We start from the raw sequence: 19151 nt of genomic DNA, 5'->3' as shown, positions 1-19151 counted from the left end.
ATGTCGCACATGGAACAGTATTCACGGAGTTTGCTATGGCTAATTATTTCAATACCTTAAATCTTCGTCAGCAGTTGGATCAGCTGGGTCGCTGCCGCTTTATGGATCGTGCGGAATTTGCAAATGAAGCCGATTACCTTAAAGGGAAGAAGGTCGTCATTGTGGGGTGTGGTGCTCAGGGCCTTAACCAAGGACTGAACATGCGTGACTCAGGTCTGGATGTGTCATATGCACTACGCCAGGCTGCAATCGACGAGCAGCGCCAGTCGTACAAAAATGCGAAAGAAAACGGGTTTGAAGTAGGCAGCTACGAGCAGCTGATCCCGCAGGCGGATCTGGTGGTAAACCTGACCCCTGATAAACAGCACAGCAATGTGGTAGCAACAGTGATGCCACTGATGAAGCAAGGGGCGGCTCTGGGTTACTCGCACGGTTTCAACATTGTTGAAGAAGGCATGCAGATCCGTCCTGATATCACGGTCGTGATGGTGGCACCAAAATGTCCGGGTACGGAAGTGCGTGAAGAGTACAAGCGCGGCTTTGGGGTTCCAACCCTGATTGCGGTTCACCCGGAAAATGACCCTCAGGGTGATGGTCTGGAGATCGCCAAAGCCTGGGCGGCGGCCACCGGTGGTCACCGTGCGGGGGTACTGGAATCTTCTTTCGTGGCGGAAGTGAAATCTGACCTGATGGGCGAGCAGACTATTCTGTGTGGTATGCTGCAGGCCGGCTCGATTGTTTGCTACGAGAAAATGATTGAGGAAGGGGTTGAACCTGCGTATGCCGGTAAACTGCTGCAATACGGCTGGGAAACCATCACGGAAGCACTGAAGTTTGGTGGCATTACTCACATGATGGATCGCCTGTCTAACCCGGCGAAAGTGAAAGCGTTTGAGCTGTCTGAAGAGCTGAAAGAGCTGATGCGTCCTCTGTACAACAAGCACATGGATGACATCATTGTCGGTGAGTTTTCCAGCACTATGATGGCTGACTGGGCCAATGACGATGCGAACCTGCTGGGTTGGCGTGCAGAAACTGCAGAAACAGCCTTTGAAAATTACCCTGAGTCTGATATTCAGATTCCGGAGCAGGAATACTTCGACAACGGTATTCTGATGATCGCCATGGTACGTGCCGGGGTTGAGCTGGCGTTTGAAGCCATGACGGCATCCGGCATTATCGATGAGTCGGCGTACTACGAGTCACTGCACGAACTGCCGCTGATTGCGAACACGATCGCCCGTAAGCGTTTGTATGAAATGAACGTGGTCATCTCTGACACGGCTGAGTACGGTAACTACCTGTTCGCGAATGTCGCAACACCACTGCTGCGTGAACACTTCATGCCGAAAGTGGGGACAGATGTGATTGGTCAAGGTCTGGGTGAAACCTCGAACTTTGTTGATAACCAGCGCCTGATTGAAGTGAATGAAGCGATCCGCAACCACCCGGTTGAGTGGATTGGTCAAGAGCTGCGAGGCTACATGACAGACATGAAGCGCATTGCCGTTGGCGGTTAATGGCCACCCAATCTAACTAAATGAAAAGCCCGGATGGTGACATCCGGGCTTTTTGTTTGTCTGTACTGAGCAACAGGCGGGTCTTGCTCAGCGACGGGAAATCAGTCTTGCTTGCTGTCAGCGTTGTCGTTCAGGCGGCTTTCCAGCTCTTCCAGCTTCTGCTCCAGCGCAGTCAGCTTCTGGCGGGTACGCAGCAGAACCTGAGTCTGCACATCAAACTCTTCACGGCTGACGACATCCAGTTTCCCAAGCTGAGCCTGGATCACCTGGCGGACTTTTTGTTCTACATCGTTGCCCAGCTCTTTGACTGGCTGAGGCATGGCATCTTGAATCTGCTTGGCTATTTGCTCAAGTTTCTTTGGATCAAACATAGCTGGGTTAACTCCGTAACGGCAATACTGTCGTCATTTTATGTAATTACTTAGCGATTGTCGTGGAAGAAAGGCGAAAAGAAAAGAGGCCGCTCAATGCGGCCTCTTAATTTGTGGGGTGATTAGCAATCACGTACATCTTTCAGGGCGTTGCGTGCTTCATCCGCACGCTTAAGCTTTTCCAGGTCTTTGTCCTCGACGAAGACCGGCAGCGGCTTATGCACACTGGCCAGGTAGGTGTAGATCACTGGCAGTACGAACAGCGTGAAGACCGTACCGATTGCCAAACCGGCAACGATCACGATACCGATACTGAAGCGCTGTGCGGCACCAGCACCACTGGCATACAGCAGGGGTACCAGACCGGCGATCATCGCGGCGGTGGTCATCAGGATCGGACGCAGACGCACCTTGGCGGCTTCCATCACGGCGGCCATGCGGTCTTTCTGATGATGCAGCTGCTCTTCTTTTGCGACTTCACAGATCAGGATACCGTGCTTGGTGATCAGACCAATCAGGGTGATCAGACCGACCTGCGAGTAGATGTTCATCGACGCCGCGCCCCAGGCCAGGGCGATCAGAGCGCCACAGATAGCCAGCGGTACAGAGACCATGATCACCAGCGGGTCGCGCAGGGACTCGAACTGGATCGCCAGAACCAGGAAGATGATGGCCAGTGCCAGGCCAAAGGTCATGTACAGGGCATTCCCTTCGGTAACGAACTGACGTGCCTCACCCATGAAGTCGTACTGGTAACCAGCCGGCAGGGTCGTTGCCGCTTCGCTTTGGAACCAGCTGATCGCATCACCCATGGCAACACCAGGGGCTGGTACGGCACCTACGGTGGCAGAGTTCAGCTGGTTGAAGTGTGGCAGAGAACGCGGCTCTGATACTACTTCAATGCTGACCAGGCTGCCCAGCGGGATAGACTGACCGTCTGCCGCACGCACGTAGTAGCCCTTCAGCGACTCCGGATTCAGGCGGTACTTACGTTCTACCTGCGGGATCACCTCATAAGAGCGGCCGTTCAGGTCAATCCGGTTGACGTAACCGTCAGCCATCATGGTACTCAGGGTAATCCCGATGTCCTGCATGGTCACACCGTAGGCGCCGGCCTTGTCCTTGTCGATCTTGATTTTCATCGTGGCCGAGTCGTAGTTCAGATCCAGATCCGAGTAAACGAACATGGCGTTGTTCTTCACTTTGGTCAGGATGTCACTACTTATTTGGAACAGGCTCTCAAAGCTGTTCGGCGTGGTGATCACAAACTGGATTGGCAGACCTGAACCGGCACCCGGCAGCTCTGGCATCTGGAATGCTGTAACCGCCATTTCCGGCACGTCTTTCACCAGTCCGGTGACGCGTTTTACCACATCGGCCTGGCTGGCTTCACGCTCACTCCAAGGCACCATCGACGCAATACCAAACGCCTGGTTGGAGTTTGGCACCCCGGAGAACACCTGGGCGTAGGCCACTTCCGGTTGTTCAGCCAGAATGGCGTTCACTTTGTCCATACTGTTCTGGATGAAATCGAGGTTCGAGTTTGACGGGGCAGTACCCATCATCACCAGTACCCCTTTATCTTCCGCCGGAGCCAGTTCACTTGGGATGAACTTGAACAGCATTGGCAGTATGCCGAACACGATCAGGGCGAAGACGATCACAACCGGGCGCATCTTCATGATCCCGCCGAGCATTTTCTCGTAGCGGTTGGTCATGCGATCCAGGAAGCCGTGCACGGTCTGCTCAAACTTGTTCGGCTGTTCGTTGGCCTTGAGCATTTTTGAACACATCATCGGCGACAGCGTCAGGGCGATGATACCGGAGACGAAGACAGAACCGGCCAGCGTCAGGGCAAATTCCTTGAACAGGGAGCCGGTGATCCCGCCCATCATCGCAATCGGCGCGTATACTGCACCCAGCGTTAGGGTCATGGCGATAACCGGTACCGCAATTTCACGGGTTCCGATAATTGCCGCACGGAACGGTGACTCGCCTTCTTTGATATGACGGTCGACGTTTTCCAGGACCACGATGGCGTCATCGACCACCAGACCGATAGCCAGTACCATCGCCAGCAGGGTCATCAGGTTCCATGAGAAGCCGAATGCCTGCATCACCATGGCCACCCCGATCAGCGACAGTGGAATGGTCACGATAGGAATGATAACGGCACGCAATGAACCCAGGAACAGCGTGATCACCACCAGTACGATCAGCGCTGCTTCCGCGATGGTTTTGATAACCTCGTGGATAGATTCGTTGATCGCGATGGTGGAGTCGTACAGCACGTTCATCTTGATGTTACTAGGCATGTTGCGTTCAAGTTCTGGCAACAGCTTGTAGACATCCGCCGCGATGTTGATCGGGTTGGCACTTGGCGCGGCGTTAATGGCCGCGACCACGGCTTCCTGACCGTTCGCTGAGGCGCGATAAATATCGTGGCTCTTTTCCAGGGTAACTTTCGCAATGTCACCCAGGCGAATCACCTGACCCTGTTTGGTCGATACCACCAGTTTTTCCAGCTCACCGGTGTTAGATACCTGAGTATCGGCCGTACCGTTGTACAGCACGAACTCACCGGTCGCCTGACCAGTCGCGGACTGGTAGTTGTTGGCATTCAGGACGTTCATAATGTCGCTGGCTGACAGGTTATACGCTGCCATCTTGGCTGGATCCAGCCAGACGCGCAGGGCGTATTTCATCCCGCCGTACAGATCAACCTTCGACACGCCGTTCACGGTGAACAGCTGCGGGTTGATGACTCGTTCCAGGTAGTCGGTGATCTGGCTGGAAGCCAGCTCATCACTGGTAAAGCCGATGTACATGACTGCCGTGGTCGAACCGGTCGACATCGTAACCGTCGGGTCTTCCGCTTCACGAGGCAGCTGGGAGCGCACCGAGTTGGTTTTGGCCAGAATATCGGCCAGCGCCGCGTTCGGGTCGGTGTTCAGCTTCATCGTCACCGTAATGGTGGATGAACCCAGTACCGAAGACGAGGTCATGTAGTCAATATTGTCAGCCTGGGCAATGGCCTGTTCCAGTGGCTGGGTAATAAAGCCCTGGATCAGGTCAGCACTGGCCCCGTAGTAGCTGGTGGTCACGGTGACCACGGTGTTTGTCATGTCTGGGTATTCCCGGACCTGCATTTTGAAGATTGCCTGCAGGCCGAGAAGAGCAATCAGAAAGCTGATCGATACCGCTAAGACAGGACGTTTAATAAAAACATCTGTAAAGCGCATGGCTCCTCCGGATTAGAGCATTGGGGTTTCAGCAGGCGCTTCCAGCGAGTCACTCTCAACCACTCGCACCTTCACATGGTTACTCAGGCGGACTTGCCCCGAGGTCACCACGGTTTCGCCGGCTTTCACACCACTCAGAATGTGGACTTTGTCGCCTTTACGTTCACCGACTTTCACCACTTCCTGCTTCACGCGCAGATCACCGTTTTCGTCCTGGCTGGCGATGTACACGTTGTCACCGTACAGGGTGTAAGTAATCGCGGTTTGCGGCAGGATAATCTGGTTTTCCAGCGTCGGCAGGATAATGTGAGCACGGGCAAACATACCGCTGCGCAGCTGACCTTCGTTGTTCGGAATATCAGCCTGAACCTGCACCAGACCGCTCTGGTAGTTTACGGCCGGCTCAATCGCGCTGATCTTGCCGTTGAACGGCGTATCCGGGTAAGCATCGACGAAGATTTCCACGTCCTGACCCAGGTGGATATCCGAGATATCCGTCTGTGGCACTGTGAAGCGCAGCTTCATCAGCGTGGTATCTTCCAGACGCACTACGTCAGTGCCCGGCTGGATGTACTGACCCAGGAACACGTTACGCAGACCGACCACGCCGTCGAATGGTGCTTTGATGGTGCGGCGATCAATGGTGGCTTTCAGGCTTTCAATATCCGCGGACAGGGAGAAGTATGACGCTTCTGCATCATCGTACGCTTCCTTGGAGATTGACCCTTTCTTGAACAGGCCGCGGTAGCGTTCGTACTTCGCACGGGCTGCCGGCAGACGTGCCTGCGCACTCTTCAGGTTGGCCAGTTCCACGTCAGAGTCCAGCATCAGCAGCTGCTGATTGGCTTTCACGGTGGAACCGGATGCAAAATCAATAGACTTAATCACACCCGCCACTTCGGTTGTGATCGTGACCCCTTGATTCGGTTCGATAAAGCCGATAGCTTCAATAGCCGGTACCCAGTTACTGGACTCCGCCGTCGTGACGGTGACCGGGAAGTCAGGTTCCGGCATGCTTGCCATGTACTCGGCAATTTTTTGTTGTTTAAAGAGATTGAAACCAATCACGCTCCCGAATAGCAGGAGCGCGATAAGTAGCATCACGAGCCATTTTTTCATGGTTGGTTGAGCTCCGAAGTTTTTCTTGTTAATGCTGAACGATGGCATCCCAGGAGGCTTCGATGGCGGCGTCTAACACCTCATCGCTGACCTTGTACACGCCATTGACATGTTTTCGAGCCAGGCAGATGCATGGCTCAAGGCTTAAAGTGCCCAAGATTTCGTTGTCCAGAGGCTTGAACAGACCGGCGGCTTTACCGTCGGAAAACATCTGATCCACCTTGGCAAACAATTTCTTCTCGAGTAATCGTTGTTCCTGGTTTTCGCGTTTGGGCAGGCTATCGAACTGGCCACGGTTGATGAGCGGTGCATCATCCTGAATTGCCATGTCCCAAATGTTCAGCCACATGGTGCGAAACCGTTGTTGCAATGGCATGTTATCAGACACATTTTGACTAATTTTGTTCGCCACACAGGCGAGGATATGGTCATGTAACTGATGCAGCAGGTCGTCTTTATCCTCGAAATAGCGATAAATCGTGCCTGCGGCTACGCCTGCTTCCCTGGCAACCATCTGCATGGAAAGACCATGAAATCCGTACATCGCGAGCAGTTTTTCCGTTGCCTGCAAGATGCGTGTTTTCTTGTCCATCATAAGAGGGCTTTTGTGAATTAAAATAATGAATGAATGTTCATTCATTATTTTAGGGTGCCTGCTTATTTGTGCAAGATTTTTTTGTTGTGTCAGGATTCATGGCCGTCGGTGGCGCGCGAATAGACAACGGGAGATAACCCGTTACAATGCGCCTGCCGACACCAACAACACAGGATACGCCAATGAAACTGAACCCAAGGCAAAACGAAGCGGTAAAATATGTCGCTGGACCCTGTCTGGTCCTGGCTGGCGCCGGCTCGGGCAAAACCCGGGTCATTACCAATAAGATTGCTTACCTGGTTCAGCACTGCGGCTACAAGGCCCGTAATATTGCGGCGCTGACCTTTACCAACAAAGCCGCCCGTGAAATGAAAGAGCGGGTGGGCCAGACGCTGGGTCGTCAGGAAGCCAAGGGGCTGATGGTGTCGACCTTCCACACCCTGGGGCTGAATATCATCCGCCGCGAGTACAAAGCGCTGGGTCTGAAAGCGAGCTTTTCCCTGTTTGACGATCAGGATCAGATGGCGCTGCTCAAAGAACTGACGGAAAAAGAGATCGACGGTGATAAAGACCTGCTCAAGCTGTTGCTGTCGACCATCTCCAACTGGAAGAATGACATGTTGTCCCCAGCGGACGCCCAGGCGCAGGCGCGCAGCGAGCGTGACCAGCTGTTCGCCTACTGCTACGACATGTACCAGCGCCAAATGAAGGCATACAACGCGCTCGACTTTGATGACCTGATCCTGATGCCGGTATTGTTGCTGCGGGACAATGAAGAAGTGCGTCAGCGCTGGCAGAATAAAATCCGCTACCTGCTGGTGGACGAATATCAGGATACCAACACCAGCCAGTACCTCTTCGTGAAGTTGTTGGTGGGCGAGCGCAGCCGCTTTACCGTGGTCGGCGATGACGACCAGTCCATTTATTCCTGGCGTGGCGCCCAGCCGGAAAACCTGGCTCTGCTGAACAAAGATTTTCCGAGCCTGAAAGTGATCAAGCTGGAGCAGAACTACCGCTCAACCAGCCGGATTTTGCGAACTGCCAATATCCTGATCGCCAATAACCCGCACGTGTTCGAGAAAACGCTGTTCTCGGAAATCCCCGATGGCGAGATGCTCAAGGTGATCACCGCCAAGAACGAAGAGCACGAGGCAGAGAAAGTCGTCGGCGAACTGATCGCCCATCGCTTCCTCAACAATACGGCCTATAAAGACTACGCCATTCTGTACCGGGGGAATCACCAGTCGCGGTTGTTTGAGAAAGCCCTGATGCAAAACCGGATTCCGTACAAAATTTCCGGCGGCACCTCGTTCTTCTCTCGGGCCGAAATCAAGGACATCATGGCTTACCTGCGCCTGCTGACCAACCTGGATGATGACAATGCGTTTCTGCGCATCGTGAATACCCCGCGTCGTGAGATTGGTCCGGCGACGCTGGAAAAGCTGGGCACCTACGCCAACATGCGCGGCAAAAGCCTGTTTGCGGCCAGCTTCGAGCTGGGGCTGGAGCAGCATCTGGGCGGTCGCGGCCTGGAATCCCTGCAGCGCTTTACCCGCTGGGTGGTGGAGTTGTCGGATAACGCTGAGCGCGGTGATACCGTGGCGGCGGTGCGTCAGTTGATTCGCGACATTAATTACGAAGACTGGCTGTATGAAAGTTCTGCCAGCCCGAAAGCGGCGGAGATGCGGATGAAGAACGTCTCCGATTTGTACAGCTGGATCACCGCGGACCTGGAAGGCGATAACTATGACCAGGAAGCCAAGACCCTTAAAGAAGTGGTTCAGCGCCTGACCCTGCGTGACATGATGGAGCGCGGCGAGGACGATGACGACGCGGATCAGGTACAGCTGATGACGCTGCACGCCTCCAAAGGGCTGGAGTTTCCGTATGTGTACCTGATTGGGACTGAAGAGGGAATTTTGCCGCACCAGACCAGCATTGATGAAGACAATGTGGAAGAGGAGCGCCGTCTGGCCTACGTCGGGATCACCCGGGCTCAGAAAGAGCTGACCTTTACCTTGTGTAAGGAACGGCGCCAGTTCGGCGAGCTGCTGAAGCCAGAGCCAAGCCGGTTCCTGTATGAGCTGCCGCAGGATGATCTGGAGTGGGAGGCGGACAAAAAGCCGGTTACTAAGGAAGAGCGGATGCAGCGCGGACAGGCGCACATCGCCAATATTCGGGCGATGTTTAAGAAATGATGGTGAATAAAGCGTGCTGTAGCCTGCGGGGTACATAACGGGTGGAAAATAAAGAAGGGTTGATGGCAGCATCAACCCTTCTTTTATTCAGTATGTCTCGCGTGCCCTATTCATGGCGCGCTTTATGGTGCGACTGATATGATTACAGGCCGTCGATCATGTGGTTGATGGCTGCCACGATTTCCTCATCGCTACAGTCCATACATGAGCCTTTCGCTGGCATGGCGTTAAAGCCGTTTAGTGCGTGGTCAGTCAGCACATCTTTCCCTTTTGCAATACGTGGACCCCAGTCATCGGCATTGCCTTTTTTCGGTGCGCCCATTACGCCGCTGCCGTGGCAGGCCACACAGAAGGTGCCGTAGACCGCATCGCCACTGCGAGGACCGGTTGCGACTTCTGTTGCTGGCGCGTCACCTTCCAGGTAGACAGAGCCCACGGGTTTAATGCGTTCTGCGATAGCTTCGTCAGACATATCTGCTGCTACAGCTGTGCCGGCCAGTGTCATTGCCGCCACTGCAGCTACCATGATTTGTCGAAGAGTTAATTCCATTGAGCTCACCTTACACTTCCAGATCATTATGTGCGATTGCCACAGTCTTCTTTCGTGCTTGTTGTTAGTCGAACTGTTGAGACAAGGCAGTGATTATTTACAGAATGTTTAAAATGTAAAAACGCCGTGATTATATCTGCTAATGAGGCGCTGATAAACAAGAGGTCTGCTTTTGTATGATACGAATCAAGAGTTAATTGCCTATATTTGCAGCGAACGAGAAAAAAACTAAAAAAAACACTTTACGAAGTACACCTGGATCCGTAATATTCACCTCCGCCGATAGGGCACGCGCCCGTAGCTCAGCTGGATAGAGCGTTGGCCTCCGGAGCCAAAGGTCGAAGGTTCGAATCCTTTCGGGCGCGCCATTCCGGACCTAGGAAAACGGCAGAAACATTGGTGGCTATAGCTCAGTTGGTAGAGTCCCGGATTGTGATTCCGGTTGTCGCGAGTTCGAATCTCGTTAGCCACCCCATCTTTTAGGGTATTGATTTATAATATCAGTATCCGGGGTGAATACCCCACACAGAACATTGTCGGTGAATAGCGCAGTTTGGTAGCGCATCTGGTTTGGGACCAGAGGGTCGGGGGTTCGAATCCCTCTTCACCGACCACTAACATTGGTGGCTATAGCTCAGTTGGTAGAGTCCCGGATTGTGATTCCGGTTGTCGCGAGTTCGAATCTCGTTAGCCACCCCATTATTCAAGACTTCGGTACGCCGGAGCAACCAGTCGGTGAATAGCGCAGTTTGGTAGCGCATCTGGTTTGGGACCAGAGGGTCGGGGGTTCGAATCCCTCTTCACCGACCACTCTTCAAACCCCAGTCGAAAGACTGGGGTTTTTTCGTTTCTGGCGTCTGTTGACTTGCCTACCACACAAAATCCCCATTGTTTCTCCTGCGTCGAACACCCGTTATTGATTTTTCTGTCATCTGTCTTGTGGCGATAATTCAGTACCTTCTGCTGATTCCTTCCTATAATTAACCATAAAGTCACTGCATGAGCGCAGGTTTGTCAGTGCTTGTTGCTGTTATGTTAACTGGGAAAAGTGAATCTCAGTATATTTATGCAAATGTGAATTTGGTGAACCAGATCGCACTGTGACAGATGCAGAGTCTTTTACTATTATCTTTCGGTATTGTGAGTAAATCATGAGCAACATCAGACATGTGCATTATGGCAATGAACAATGCGCATAATGACTGATTATGCTTTTTTTATGCATTTCGCCAGTTTTTACTGATGATTTGTTGATTTATTGTAAAATCTTTGACAGATTATGTGCTGAACACATATTCAGCAAAATCTGCTGAAGAGAAGGGATTCATTTTTTGCAGACAGGGCAGAACACTGCCGCGCAGTTGGGGTCTGGTAATGGCTTTATTGGAAGTGAAAAACTTGCGGATCGAGTATCCCTCACGTCATGGGGTACATGCCGCAGTGAAATCGCTCTCGTTCACGATTGAGCGAGGGGAAATCGTAGGTGTCGTCGGTGAGTCCGGGGCCGGTAAGTCAACGGTCGGGAATGCCGTGATTGACTTGCTGAGCCCGCCAGGAAAGATTGCCAGCGGCGATGTTTACCTGGATGGCGAGAAAATCTCCGGCTTAAGCCCGGAAGCCATGCGCCGGGTGCGCGGCGCGAAAATCGGCTTCATCTTTCAGGATCCGATGACATCGCTTAACCCGCTGTTTACCGTTGAGCGTCAGCTGACGGAAACCATCCTGACCAACCTGAAGGTCAGTAGAGACGAAGCGCTGAAGCGGGCGCTGACTCTGATGGAGCAGGTCGGGATCCCTGATCCGCAAGTGCGGATTAAACAGTACCCGCACCAGTTTTCCGGCGGGATGCGCCAGCGGGTGGTGATTGCGATTGCTCTGGCCGGGGAGCCGGATCTGATCATTGCGGATGAGCCTACGACGGCGCTGGACGTGTCGATTCAGGATCAGATTCTGAGCCTGATCCGCGATCTGTGTGTGAAGAAAAACGTCGGCTGTATGCTGGTGACTCACGACATGGGCGTGGTGTCTAACATCACTGACCGGGTGGCAGTCATGTATCGCGGGGATCTGGTGGAAATTGGTCCTACCGAGCAAGTGCTGGGCAACCCGACTCACCCTTACACCCAGAGTCTGATTTCGGCGGTGCCCCGTTCCGATATCAAACTGAACCGCTTCCCGCTGGTGAACTACATTGAAGAAGCGGAAGAGCTGACCCAGCTGGATGTAAAAAATCACTGGCTGGGGCAGAGCCAGGATCAGCGGAAGTACACCGGTGCGCTGTTGCAGGTCAAGAACGTCAACCTGCGCTTTGTGACCAAAGATTCGTTTTTTGAAAGCCGCCGCGAGTACGTGCAGGCTTCGAACGATGTCAGCTTTGAAGTGTTTGAAGGGGAAACTTTTGGTCTGGTGGGCGAATCCGGCTCCGGTAAGTCCACCATTGCGCGGGTGATCGCCGGCCTGTATCCGCCGAACTCCGGCCAGGTGATTTTTGAAGGCATTGATCTGACCGCACTGAAAACCGAAAACGAGCGCCGTCCGCTGCGCCGCCAGATGCAGATGGTGTTCCAGAACCCGTATTCCTCCATGAACCCGCGAATGAAGATTTTCGACATCATCGCGGAGCCGATCCGTTTCCATAAACTGGCCGACAGCGAAGCGCAGGTGCGCCAGATTGTGGGTGACCTGTTGGACCATGTCGGGCTGGGACGCAGTGCTGGGGTGAAATACCCGCACGAGTTCTCCGGCGGCCAGCGGCAGCGGATCTCGATTGCCCGGGCGCTGGCAACCCGGCCGCGTCTGCTGATTTGTGACGAGCCGACCTCGGCCCTGGATGTGTCTGTCCAGGCGCAAATCCTGAATCTGCTGAAAGACCTGCAGGATGAGCTGAACCTGACGATGCTGTTCATCAGCCACGACCTGCCGGTGATTCGCCAGATGTGTGACCGTATCGGCGTCATGCAAAAGGGTACCCTGCTGGAAGTGGCCCCGACAGAGCAACTGTTCACTGCCCCTCAGCATGAGTACAGCAAGCAACTGATTTCCCTGATGCCTGAATTCAAGGGAATGAGCCTGGAAGGCTTGCAGTTGGCCTGATTTTTTGTCGCGCGGGAAGCTGCGCGACAGCGATCCCGGCACATGTTGCTTACCCATACCGATAATAAGCAAACATAACCATCTGGGAGTTCTCTCCCTGCATAAAGGAGCTATGCAATGAAAACCATTAAGAGCAAGTTAGCCGTGGCGCTAATGGCAGCCGGCCTGAGTTTTGGTGCTGCCGCCGCGAACCTGAACCTGGCTTATGACGCCGATCCGGTTTCTCTGGACCCGCATGAGCAGCTGTCAGGCGGTACGCTGCAACTTTCTCACATGAGTTTCGACCCGCTGATTCGTTTTACCCAGGACATGGAATTTGAGCCGCGTCTGGCGACTTCCTGGGAGCGTGTGGATAACGCAACAATGCGTTTCAAGCTGCGTGAAGGGGTGAAATTCCACTCTGGTAACGCGTTCAGCGCTGACGATGTGGTGTGGACCTTCCAGCGCCTGAAAACCTCGGCTGACTTCAAAGGTATCTTTACCCCGATCCTGGATGTGAAAAAAGTCGACGACTACACCGTGGATGTGGTGACAGACGGGACGTACCCGCTGATCGAAAACGTCATGACGTACCTGTTCCCGATGGACAGCAAGTTCTACACCGGTAAAACCGAAGGCGGCAAAGACAAGGCCGAGCTGAAGAAAAATGGCTCAACGTATGCCTCTACCCACATCTCAGGCACTGGCCCGTTCAAGGTGAGCAAGCGTGAGCAGGGCGTGGCGGTAGAATTTGAACGCTTTGCGGATTACTGGGACAAAGACAGCAAAGGGAACGTTGACCACATTACCCTGCGTCCAATCAAAGAAGATGCGACCCGTGTCGCGGCCCTGTTGTCTGGCGACGTGGACATGATTGCACCGGTATCGCCAAACGACTACCAGCGCATCAAGAGCAACGACAAGCTGGATCTGGTGACGATGCCGGGTACTCGAGTGATCACTTTCCAGATGAACCAGAAAGTGGCAGAGCCACTGCGTGATGCCCGTGTTCGTCAGGCGATTGTGTACGCCGTGAACAACGAGGGTATTGCCCAGAAAATCATGAAAGGTGCCGCTACTCCGGCGGGCCAGCAGAGCCCGGTCGGCTATGCCGGTTACAACGAGAACCTGACTCCGCGCTATGACCTGAAGAAAGCTCAGGAGCTGATGAAAGAAGCCGGTTACGAGAATGGTTTCTCTATCAGCATGATCGCGCCGAACAACCGCTACGTGAACGACGAAAAAGTGGCGCAGGCCGTGGCCGCGATGCTGGCGAAAATCAAGATCAAGGTTGACCTGCAAACCATGCCGAAAGCCCAGTACTGGCCGGAGTTCGACAAGTGTGAAGCGGGCATGCTGATGATTGGCTGGCACCCGGATACAGAGGATTCAGCGAACTTTACGGAGTTCCTGACTATGACCCGTAACGCCGAGACCGGTAAAGGGCAGTACAACTGTGGCCACTACTCCAACGCGGAAGTCGACAAGCTGGTGGAAGCCGCGAACTCGGAAACCGACCTGGAGAAACGCAGCGCGATGCTGAAGAAAGTGGAAGAGCTGCTGTATAACGACGCGGCTTTCGTTCCGCTGTACTGGCAGGATCCGTCCTGGGCCGCGAAGAAGAACGTGGACATCAAACCTATCGTGAACGGTATGGACTTCCCATACCTGGGCGATCTGGTGATCAACTAATACCCCCGTCCGCGAAGCAGGGCTCCGGCAATGGCCGGAGCCCGATTAAGGAAGTCTCAAGAGGCAAGGAATGTTTACGTTTTTGGTCAAGCGCCTGGTACAGGCACTGGTAGTGATGTTTGTGATCAGTCTGGTGGCGTTTGCTATCCAGGACAACTTAGGGGATCCCCTGCGTGAGCTGGTGGGGCAATCGGTCTCGGAAGCGGAGCGTGACGCGCTGCGTACTGAGATGGGTCTTAACGATCCGTTCATGGTCAAGTACGGCCGTTTTATTTCGAAAGCATTACACGGAGATCTGGGCGACTCCTATTTCTTTAAACGCCCGGTTGTCGATGTCATTCTCGACAAGCTGGTAGCCACCCTGGAACTGGTGGCGGCGGCAACCATCATCATTGTGGTGGTCTCTATACCGTTGGGGGTCTATTCGGCCATTCACCCCAACAGCGCCCTGACCAAAGCGATCATGGGCTTCAGTATCGTCGGTATTTCCGTGCCGGTCTTCCTGACCGCCATTATGCTGATGTACGTCTTTTCTATTGAATTGGGCTGGCTGCCGTCGTTCGGACGAGGGGAGACGGCCAATATCCTGGGCTGGGAGTCCGGGTTCTTTACCCTTGACGGGTTGGCGCACCTGGTGCTGCCGAGTATCTCGCTGGCGTCCATCATGCTGCCGCTCTTTATCCGTCTGGTGCGTTCTGAAATGCTGGAAGCGCTGGGCACCGAGTACGTGAAATTTGCTCGCGCCAAGGGTCTGCCGCAGAACAAGGTGTACTACCAGCACGCGCTGAAAAATACCATGCTGCCGGTGATCACGGTCGGCGGGGTACAAATCGGCACCATGGTGGCGTATACCATCCTGACCGAAACCGTGTTCCAGTGGCCGGGTACCGGCTTCCTGTTCCTTGAGGCTATTAACCGGGTCGACACCCCGCTGATCACCGCTTATGTGATCTTCGTGGGCCTGATCTTCGTGGTCACCAATACCCTGGTGGACCTGCTGTACGGCCTGATCAACCCGACTGTTAACCTGACCGGCAAAGGAGCGTAATCATGACAACGCAATCGACAAACGTGCCGAGCCGCTGGCAGCGTTTCCTGAATTCAGATTTCATTTATTTCTTCAAGAAAGACAAAGTGGCAATGGCCAGCTTTGCGGCCTTCATGGTGTTTGTGGTCATGGCGCTGCTGGCACCGATGCTGGCGCCGACCAACCCGTACGATCTGACCAGCATCGACATAATGGACTCCGAGCTGCCTCCTTCCTGGATGGAGTTCGGTGACGAGCGCTTCCTGCTGGGTACGGACAACCAGGGCCGCGATATCCTGTCGACCATCATGTATGGCCTGCGGATTTCTCTGGCGATAGGCCTGTTTGCGGTCGCCCTGCAGCTGGTGATCGGTATCGTGGTCGGCCTGTGTGCCGGTTACTTCGGCGGCCGGATCGACAGCTTCCTGATGCGTATCGCTGACGTGCAGCTGTCGTTCTCGACCATGATGGTCGCCATCATTGTGTCGGCGATTTTCAAGGCCAGCTTCGGCAGCGATTTTTACAGTCAGTACGCCATTGTGATGCTGGTGGTCATTATCGGTATCGCGGAATGGCCGCAGTACGCCCGGACCGTGCGGGCATCGGTTTTGGCGGAGAAGAAGAAAGAGTACGTGGAAGCCTCACGGGTCATGGGCCTGAAGTCACTGCGTATCATGTTCCGTCACATTCTGCCGAACTGCCTGTCGCCTATCCTGGTGATCTCCACGGTACAGGTGGCCAATGCCATCATGTCGGAAGCGGCCCTGTCGTTCCTGGGCCTGGGGATGCCGGTTGACCAGCCGTCACTGGGCTCGCTGATCAGTATCGGTTTTAACTACATTTTCTCCGGCTCCTGGTGGATCACCGCCTTCCCGGGCATCATCCTGGTTGCTCTGGTACTGGTGATTAACCTGCTGGGTGACTGGCTGCGGGATGTGTTCAACCCGAAAGTGTACAAAGGCTAGAAAGTTTCCCGCCGGGAATAGCCAAACGGCCCCGAGTTCATTACCTTGTTGCCTGAGCATGACAATGATGAGGCACAAGCATGATAGATATCGGGGTCAACCTGACCAACAGCCGGTTTGATAAAGACCGCGAGGCCGTGGTAAGCCGGGCACAAGCCGCCGGCGTCCACGGCCTTATTCTGACCGGCACCAGCGTTGAAGAAAGCCAGCAGGCGCTGGCCATGGCTCGCCAGTGGCCGGGTTACTGCTTCAGCACCGCCGGTGTTCACCCCCATGATGCCAAATCGGTTCAGGATCTCACCCTGCCGGCCCTCCGTGAGCTGGCCGTCGCGCCGGAAGTCGTCGCGATTGGCGAGTGTGGCCTGGATTTCAACCGTGATTTTTCTCCCCGTCCGCAACAGGAAGCCGTGTTTGAAGCGCAACTCGCGCTGGCAGCTGAACTGCAGATGCCGGTGTTTATGCACTGCCGGGATGCTCACGAGCGTTTTATGGCGATTCTGGCCCCGTGGCGTGACAAGCTGCCGGCTGCTGTGCTGCATTGTTTTACCGGGACGGAAGCAGAGCTGAAGGATTGCCTGGCGCTGGACTTGCACATCGGGATTACCGGTTGGGTGTGCGACGAGCGGCGCGGTACTGAGCTGCGGGAGCTGGTCCGGCTGATCCCGGATAACCGTTTGATGGTGGAAACCGACTGCCCGTACCTGCTGCCGCGCGATTTGCGGCCGAAACCCAAGTCGAGCCGCAACGAGCCGCAGTACCTGCCGCACATCACACAGGTGATCGCGGCATGCCGGGAGCAGGATGCCGGGGCACTAATGTGCCAGACGACTGAGACCGCCCGGGCATTTTTTGCAATTCCTGCTCACCAGGTTGACGGAGAGTGATATGATCAGGCCCATCCCGCTGCACTGCCAGGTTTAGGGAACTGATTGATTTATCTGCCAGGATGGCGGCATAGTCGCCATCCGGTGAACCCCAATATGCAGCAAACGATCTCTTGCCGTGAGCCACCTCATGCAGAGAACCAAAGATAAAGGAGTATGCCGTGTCTGTATCTATTCAGGGCGCGTTTCCGGCACGCCGTATGCGTCGCATCCGCAAACAGGATTTCAGCCGCCGTCTGGTGTCTGAGGCGCAAGTGTCGGTCAATGATCTGATTTACCCGATGTTCATCCTGATGGGCAAAAATCGGCGTGAAGCCGTCGAGTCCATGCCGGGGATTGAACGTCTGTCGATTGATCTGATGTTGCTGGAGGCTGAATATCTGGCCAAACTGGGCGTTCCGGCGATCGCTCTGTTCCCGGTGGTGTCGCAGGACGCCAAGTCGCTGTGTGCCGCGGAAGCGCACAATCCGGAAGGGCTGGTGCAGCGTGCGGTTCGCCTGCTCAAAGAGCATGTGCCGCAGATGGGGGTGATCACCGACGTTGCGCTTGACCCGTTCACTACTCACGGTCAGGACGGCATCATCGATGACAATGGTTACGTGCTGAACGATGTCACCACTGAGGTACTGGTGAAGCAGGCGCTGTCTCACGCGGAAGCCGGGGCGGACGTGGTGGCACCTTCCGATATGATGGATGGCCGCATTGGCGCGATCCGTCAGGCGCTGGAAGAAGCCGGTCACGTCAATACCCAGATCATGGCGTATTCGGCCAAGTATGCCTCCCACTATTACGGTCCGTTCCGTGATGCAGTCGGCTCGGCCGGTAACCTGAAGGGCGGCGACAAAAAAACTTACCAGATGGATCCGGCGAACTCAGACGAAGCGCTGCATGAAGTGGCAATGGACGTCAACGAAGGGGCGGACATGGTAATGGTCAAGCCGGGGATGCCGTACCTGGATGTGGTGCGCCGGGTGAAAAGTGAGTTGCAGGTCCCGACGTTTGCTTATCAAGTGTCGGGCGAGTACGCGATGCACATGGCGGCCATTCAGAACGGCTGGCTGAAAGAGCGCGAGACGATCATGGAATCGCTGCTGTGCTTCAAGCGGGCGGGTGCCGACGGTATCCTGACCTACTTTGCCAAGCCGGTAGCGGAGTGGCTGGCCGAAGAGGCCGCGGCCCGTACTCAGGCGCTGGCAGAGAAGCCGGAATAATGCCGGGCTGACCGGAATCAGGCATTGATACCAAAACGAGAAGGCTGGTGCGACACCAGCCTTTTTTGTTTATAAGGTGTAAGGGTCAGGCTCCTGCTCACACTGAGTCCGGCAAGACGGAGCCCGGCGATGGCCGGAGCTAAAGCCAGAGCCAGAGCCAGAGCTAAAGCCAGAGCTAGGGTTAAGGCTTGACGTTGCGGTTAATCGGGTTTTGCAGCGAGATCAGTGTTTCGGTCGACTGCACTTCATCGATGGCCTGAAGTTTGTCAATCAGGACATACTGCAGCTCCTCAATCGACTTACACATCAGTTTGACGAAAATGTTGTACGCCCCGGTGGTGTAATAGGCTTCCACCACTTCATCCAGCTCGTTGAGTTTGGCCAGTGCGGAGTGGTAGTCCCGGGCGGCATTGAGGTTAATCCCGATAAAGCAGCACACATCGTAGCCCAGTAGCTTGGGATTGATCACGACTTCGGTCCCGGTGATGATGTTCGCCGCCCGCATTTTTTCGACCCGGACATGGACGGTGGCCGGGCTGACATTGAATTTCTTGGCCATCTCCGCGTAAGGCGTACGGGCGTCGTGCATCAGGGTGTTGAGGATTTCACGGTCGAGGTCATCGATTCGGACAGACGTGGTCATGGTGAGGCAATCCTTTGTTGGACCGGCCGGTTTCATCCGGTCTGGTCGTAATTTATACTGCT

The 19151-nt window shown here is 54.6% G+C and carries 14 protein-coding genes and 5 tRNA genes; 13 read left to right on the top strand and 6 right to left on the bottom strand.

All coding sequences use genetic code 11. The features are described from left to right. Positions 1-35 precede the first annotated feature (35 nt). Positions 36-1520 carry a ketol-acid reductoisomerase gene (gene ilvC, locus FH974_RS15620; RefSeq protein WP_207103411.1) on the top strand — a complete coding sequence of 495 codons (1485 nt, stop codon included), beginning with the start codon at positions 36-38 and terminating at the stop codon, positions 1518-1520. Between the two features lie 101 nt (positions 1521-1621). Here ilvC and ubiK read toward each other — a convergent pair whose 3' ends face one another. From ubiK to FH974_RS15600, 4 genes are all read right to left on the bottom strand, one after another. Then, the gene (ubiK, locus tag FH974_RS15615) at positions 1622-1891 is read right to left on the bottom strand and encodes a ubiquinone biosynthesis accessory factor UbiK (protein ID WP_047887035.1); all 270 of its coding nucleotides are present in this window, start codon (positions 1889-1891) and stop codon (positions 1622-1624) included. A 122-nt stretch (positions 1892-2013) separates the two neighbouring features. Then, positions 2014-5133: a multidrug efflux RND transporter permease subunit gene (locus tag FH974_RS15610; RefSeq protein WP_047887036.1), complete on the bottom strand. Its 3120-nt coding sequence runs from the start codon at positions 5131-5133 to the stop codon at positions 2014-2016. A gap of 12 nt (positions 5134-5145) precedes the next feature. Next, positions 5146-6252, bottom strand: coding sequence for an efflux RND transporter periplasmic adaptor subunit (locus tag FH974_RS15605; protein ID WP_047887115.1), 1107 nt, complete (start codon positions 6250-6252; stop codon positions 5146-5148). A 28-nt stretch (positions 6253-6280) separates the two neighbouring features. Continuing rightward, a complete protein-coding gene (locus FH974_RS15600; protein ID WP_084712678.1) occupies positions 6281-6847 on the bottom strand; it encodes a TetR/AcrR family transcriptional regulator in 567 nt (188 codons plus the stop codon). 182 nt (positions 6848-7029) lie between these two features. On the opposite strand from FH974_RS15600, the gene rep reads away from it, so the two are divergent. After that, a complete protein-coding gene (gene rep / locus FH974_RS15595) occupies positions 7030-9045 on the top strand; it encodes a DNA helicase Rep (protein ID WP_047887038.1) in 2016 nt (671 codons plus the stop codon). Between the two features lie 142 nt (positions 9046-9187). Here the strand turns inward: rep and FH974_RS15590 are convergent, their stop codons facing one another. Then, on the bottom strand, positions 9188-9595 hold the full coding sequence (locus FH974_RS15590) for a c-type cytochrome (RefSeq protein ID WP_047887039.1): 408 nt from the start codon (positions 9593-9595) through the stop codon (positions 9188-9190). Between the two features lie 291 nt (positions 9596-9886). Here FH974_RS15590 and FH974_RS15585 point away from each other — a divergent pair. The 11 genes from FH974_RS15585 to hemB all read left to right on the top strand — a co-directional run bounded on the left by FH974_RS15585 (position 9887) and on the right by hemB (position 18446). Next, positions 9887-9963: transfer RNA gene (locus FH974_RS15585), tRNA-Arg, on the top strand. 31 nt (positions 9964-9994) lie between these two features. Beyond that, positions 9995-10070 (top strand) — tRNA-His (locus tag FH974_RS15580). A gap of 62 nt (positions 10071-10132) precedes the next feature. Continuing rightward, a tRNA-Pro gene (locus FH974_RS15575) sits at positions 10133-10209 on the top strand. 9 nt (positions 10210-10218) lie between these two features. After that, positions 10219-10294: transfer RNA gene (locus tag FH974_RS15570), tRNA-His, on the top strand. Positions 10295-10328: 34 nt separating this feature from the next. Then, positions 10329-10405: transfer RNA gene (locus FH974_RS15565), tRNA-Pro, on the top strand. A 564-nt stretch (positions 10406-10969) separates the two neighbouring features. Then, positions 10970-12688 (top strand): ABC transporter ATP-binding protein, encoded by a 1719-nt coding sequence (locus FH974_RS15560; protein WP_047887040.1) that lies wholly within the window; start codon positions 10970-10972, stop codon positions 12686-12688. A 117-nt stretch (positions 12689-12805) separates the two neighbouring features. Further along, a complete protein-coding gene (locus FH974_RS15555) occupies positions 12806-14359 on the top strand; it encodes an ABC transporter substrate-binding protein (RefSeq protein WP_047887041.1) in 1554 nt (517 codons plus the stop codon). Positions 14360-14429: 70 nt separating this feature from the next. Continuing rightward, a complete protein-coding gene (locus tag FH974_RS15550) occupies positions 14430-15407 on the top strand; it encodes an ABC transporter permease (protein ID WP_047887042.1) in 978 nt (325 codons plus the stop codon). Positions 15408-15409: 2 nt separating this feature from the next. Further along, positions 15410-16351, top strand: a complete 942-nt coding sequence (locus FH974_RS15545; RefSeq protein ID WP_047887043.1) for an ABC transporter permease — start codon at positions 15410-15412, stop codon at positions 16349-16351. Positions 16352-16431: 80 nt separating this feature from the next. Continuing rightward, positions 16432-17235 carry a 3'-5' ssDNA/RNA exonuclease TatD gene (tatD, locus tag FH974_RS15540; protein ID WP_047887044.1) on the top strand — a complete coding sequence of 268 codons (804 nt, stop codon included), beginning with the start codon at positions 16432-16434 and terminating at the stop codon, positions 17233-17235. Positions 17236-17396: 161 nt separating this feature from the next. Further along, on the top strand, positions 17397-18446 hold the full coding sequence (gene hemB, locus FH974_RS15535; protein ID WP_047887045.1) for a porphobilinogen synthase: 1050 nt from the start codon (positions 17397-17399) through the stop codon (positions 18444-18446). A 181-nt stretch (positions 18447-18627) separates the two neighbouring features. Here hemB and asnC read toward each other — a convergent pair whose 3' ends face one another. Then, positions 18628-19089, bottom strand: coding sequence for a transcriptional regulator AsnC (gene asnC / locus FH974_RS15530; protein ID WP_047887046.1), 462 nt, complete (start codon positions 19087-19089; stop codon positions 18628-18630). Between the last annotated feature and the right edge of the window lie 62 nt (positions 19090-19151).

The sequence above is a fragment of the Photobacterium ganghwense genome, assembly GCF_017329545.1.
Lineage (GTDB): Bacteria > Pseudomonadota > Gammaproteobacteria > Enterobacterales > Vibrionaceae > Photobacterium > Photobacterium ganghwense.
The sequence above is the reverse complement of the archived record's forward strand: the minus strand, read 5'-3'. Positions and strand labels throughout refer to the sequence as shown.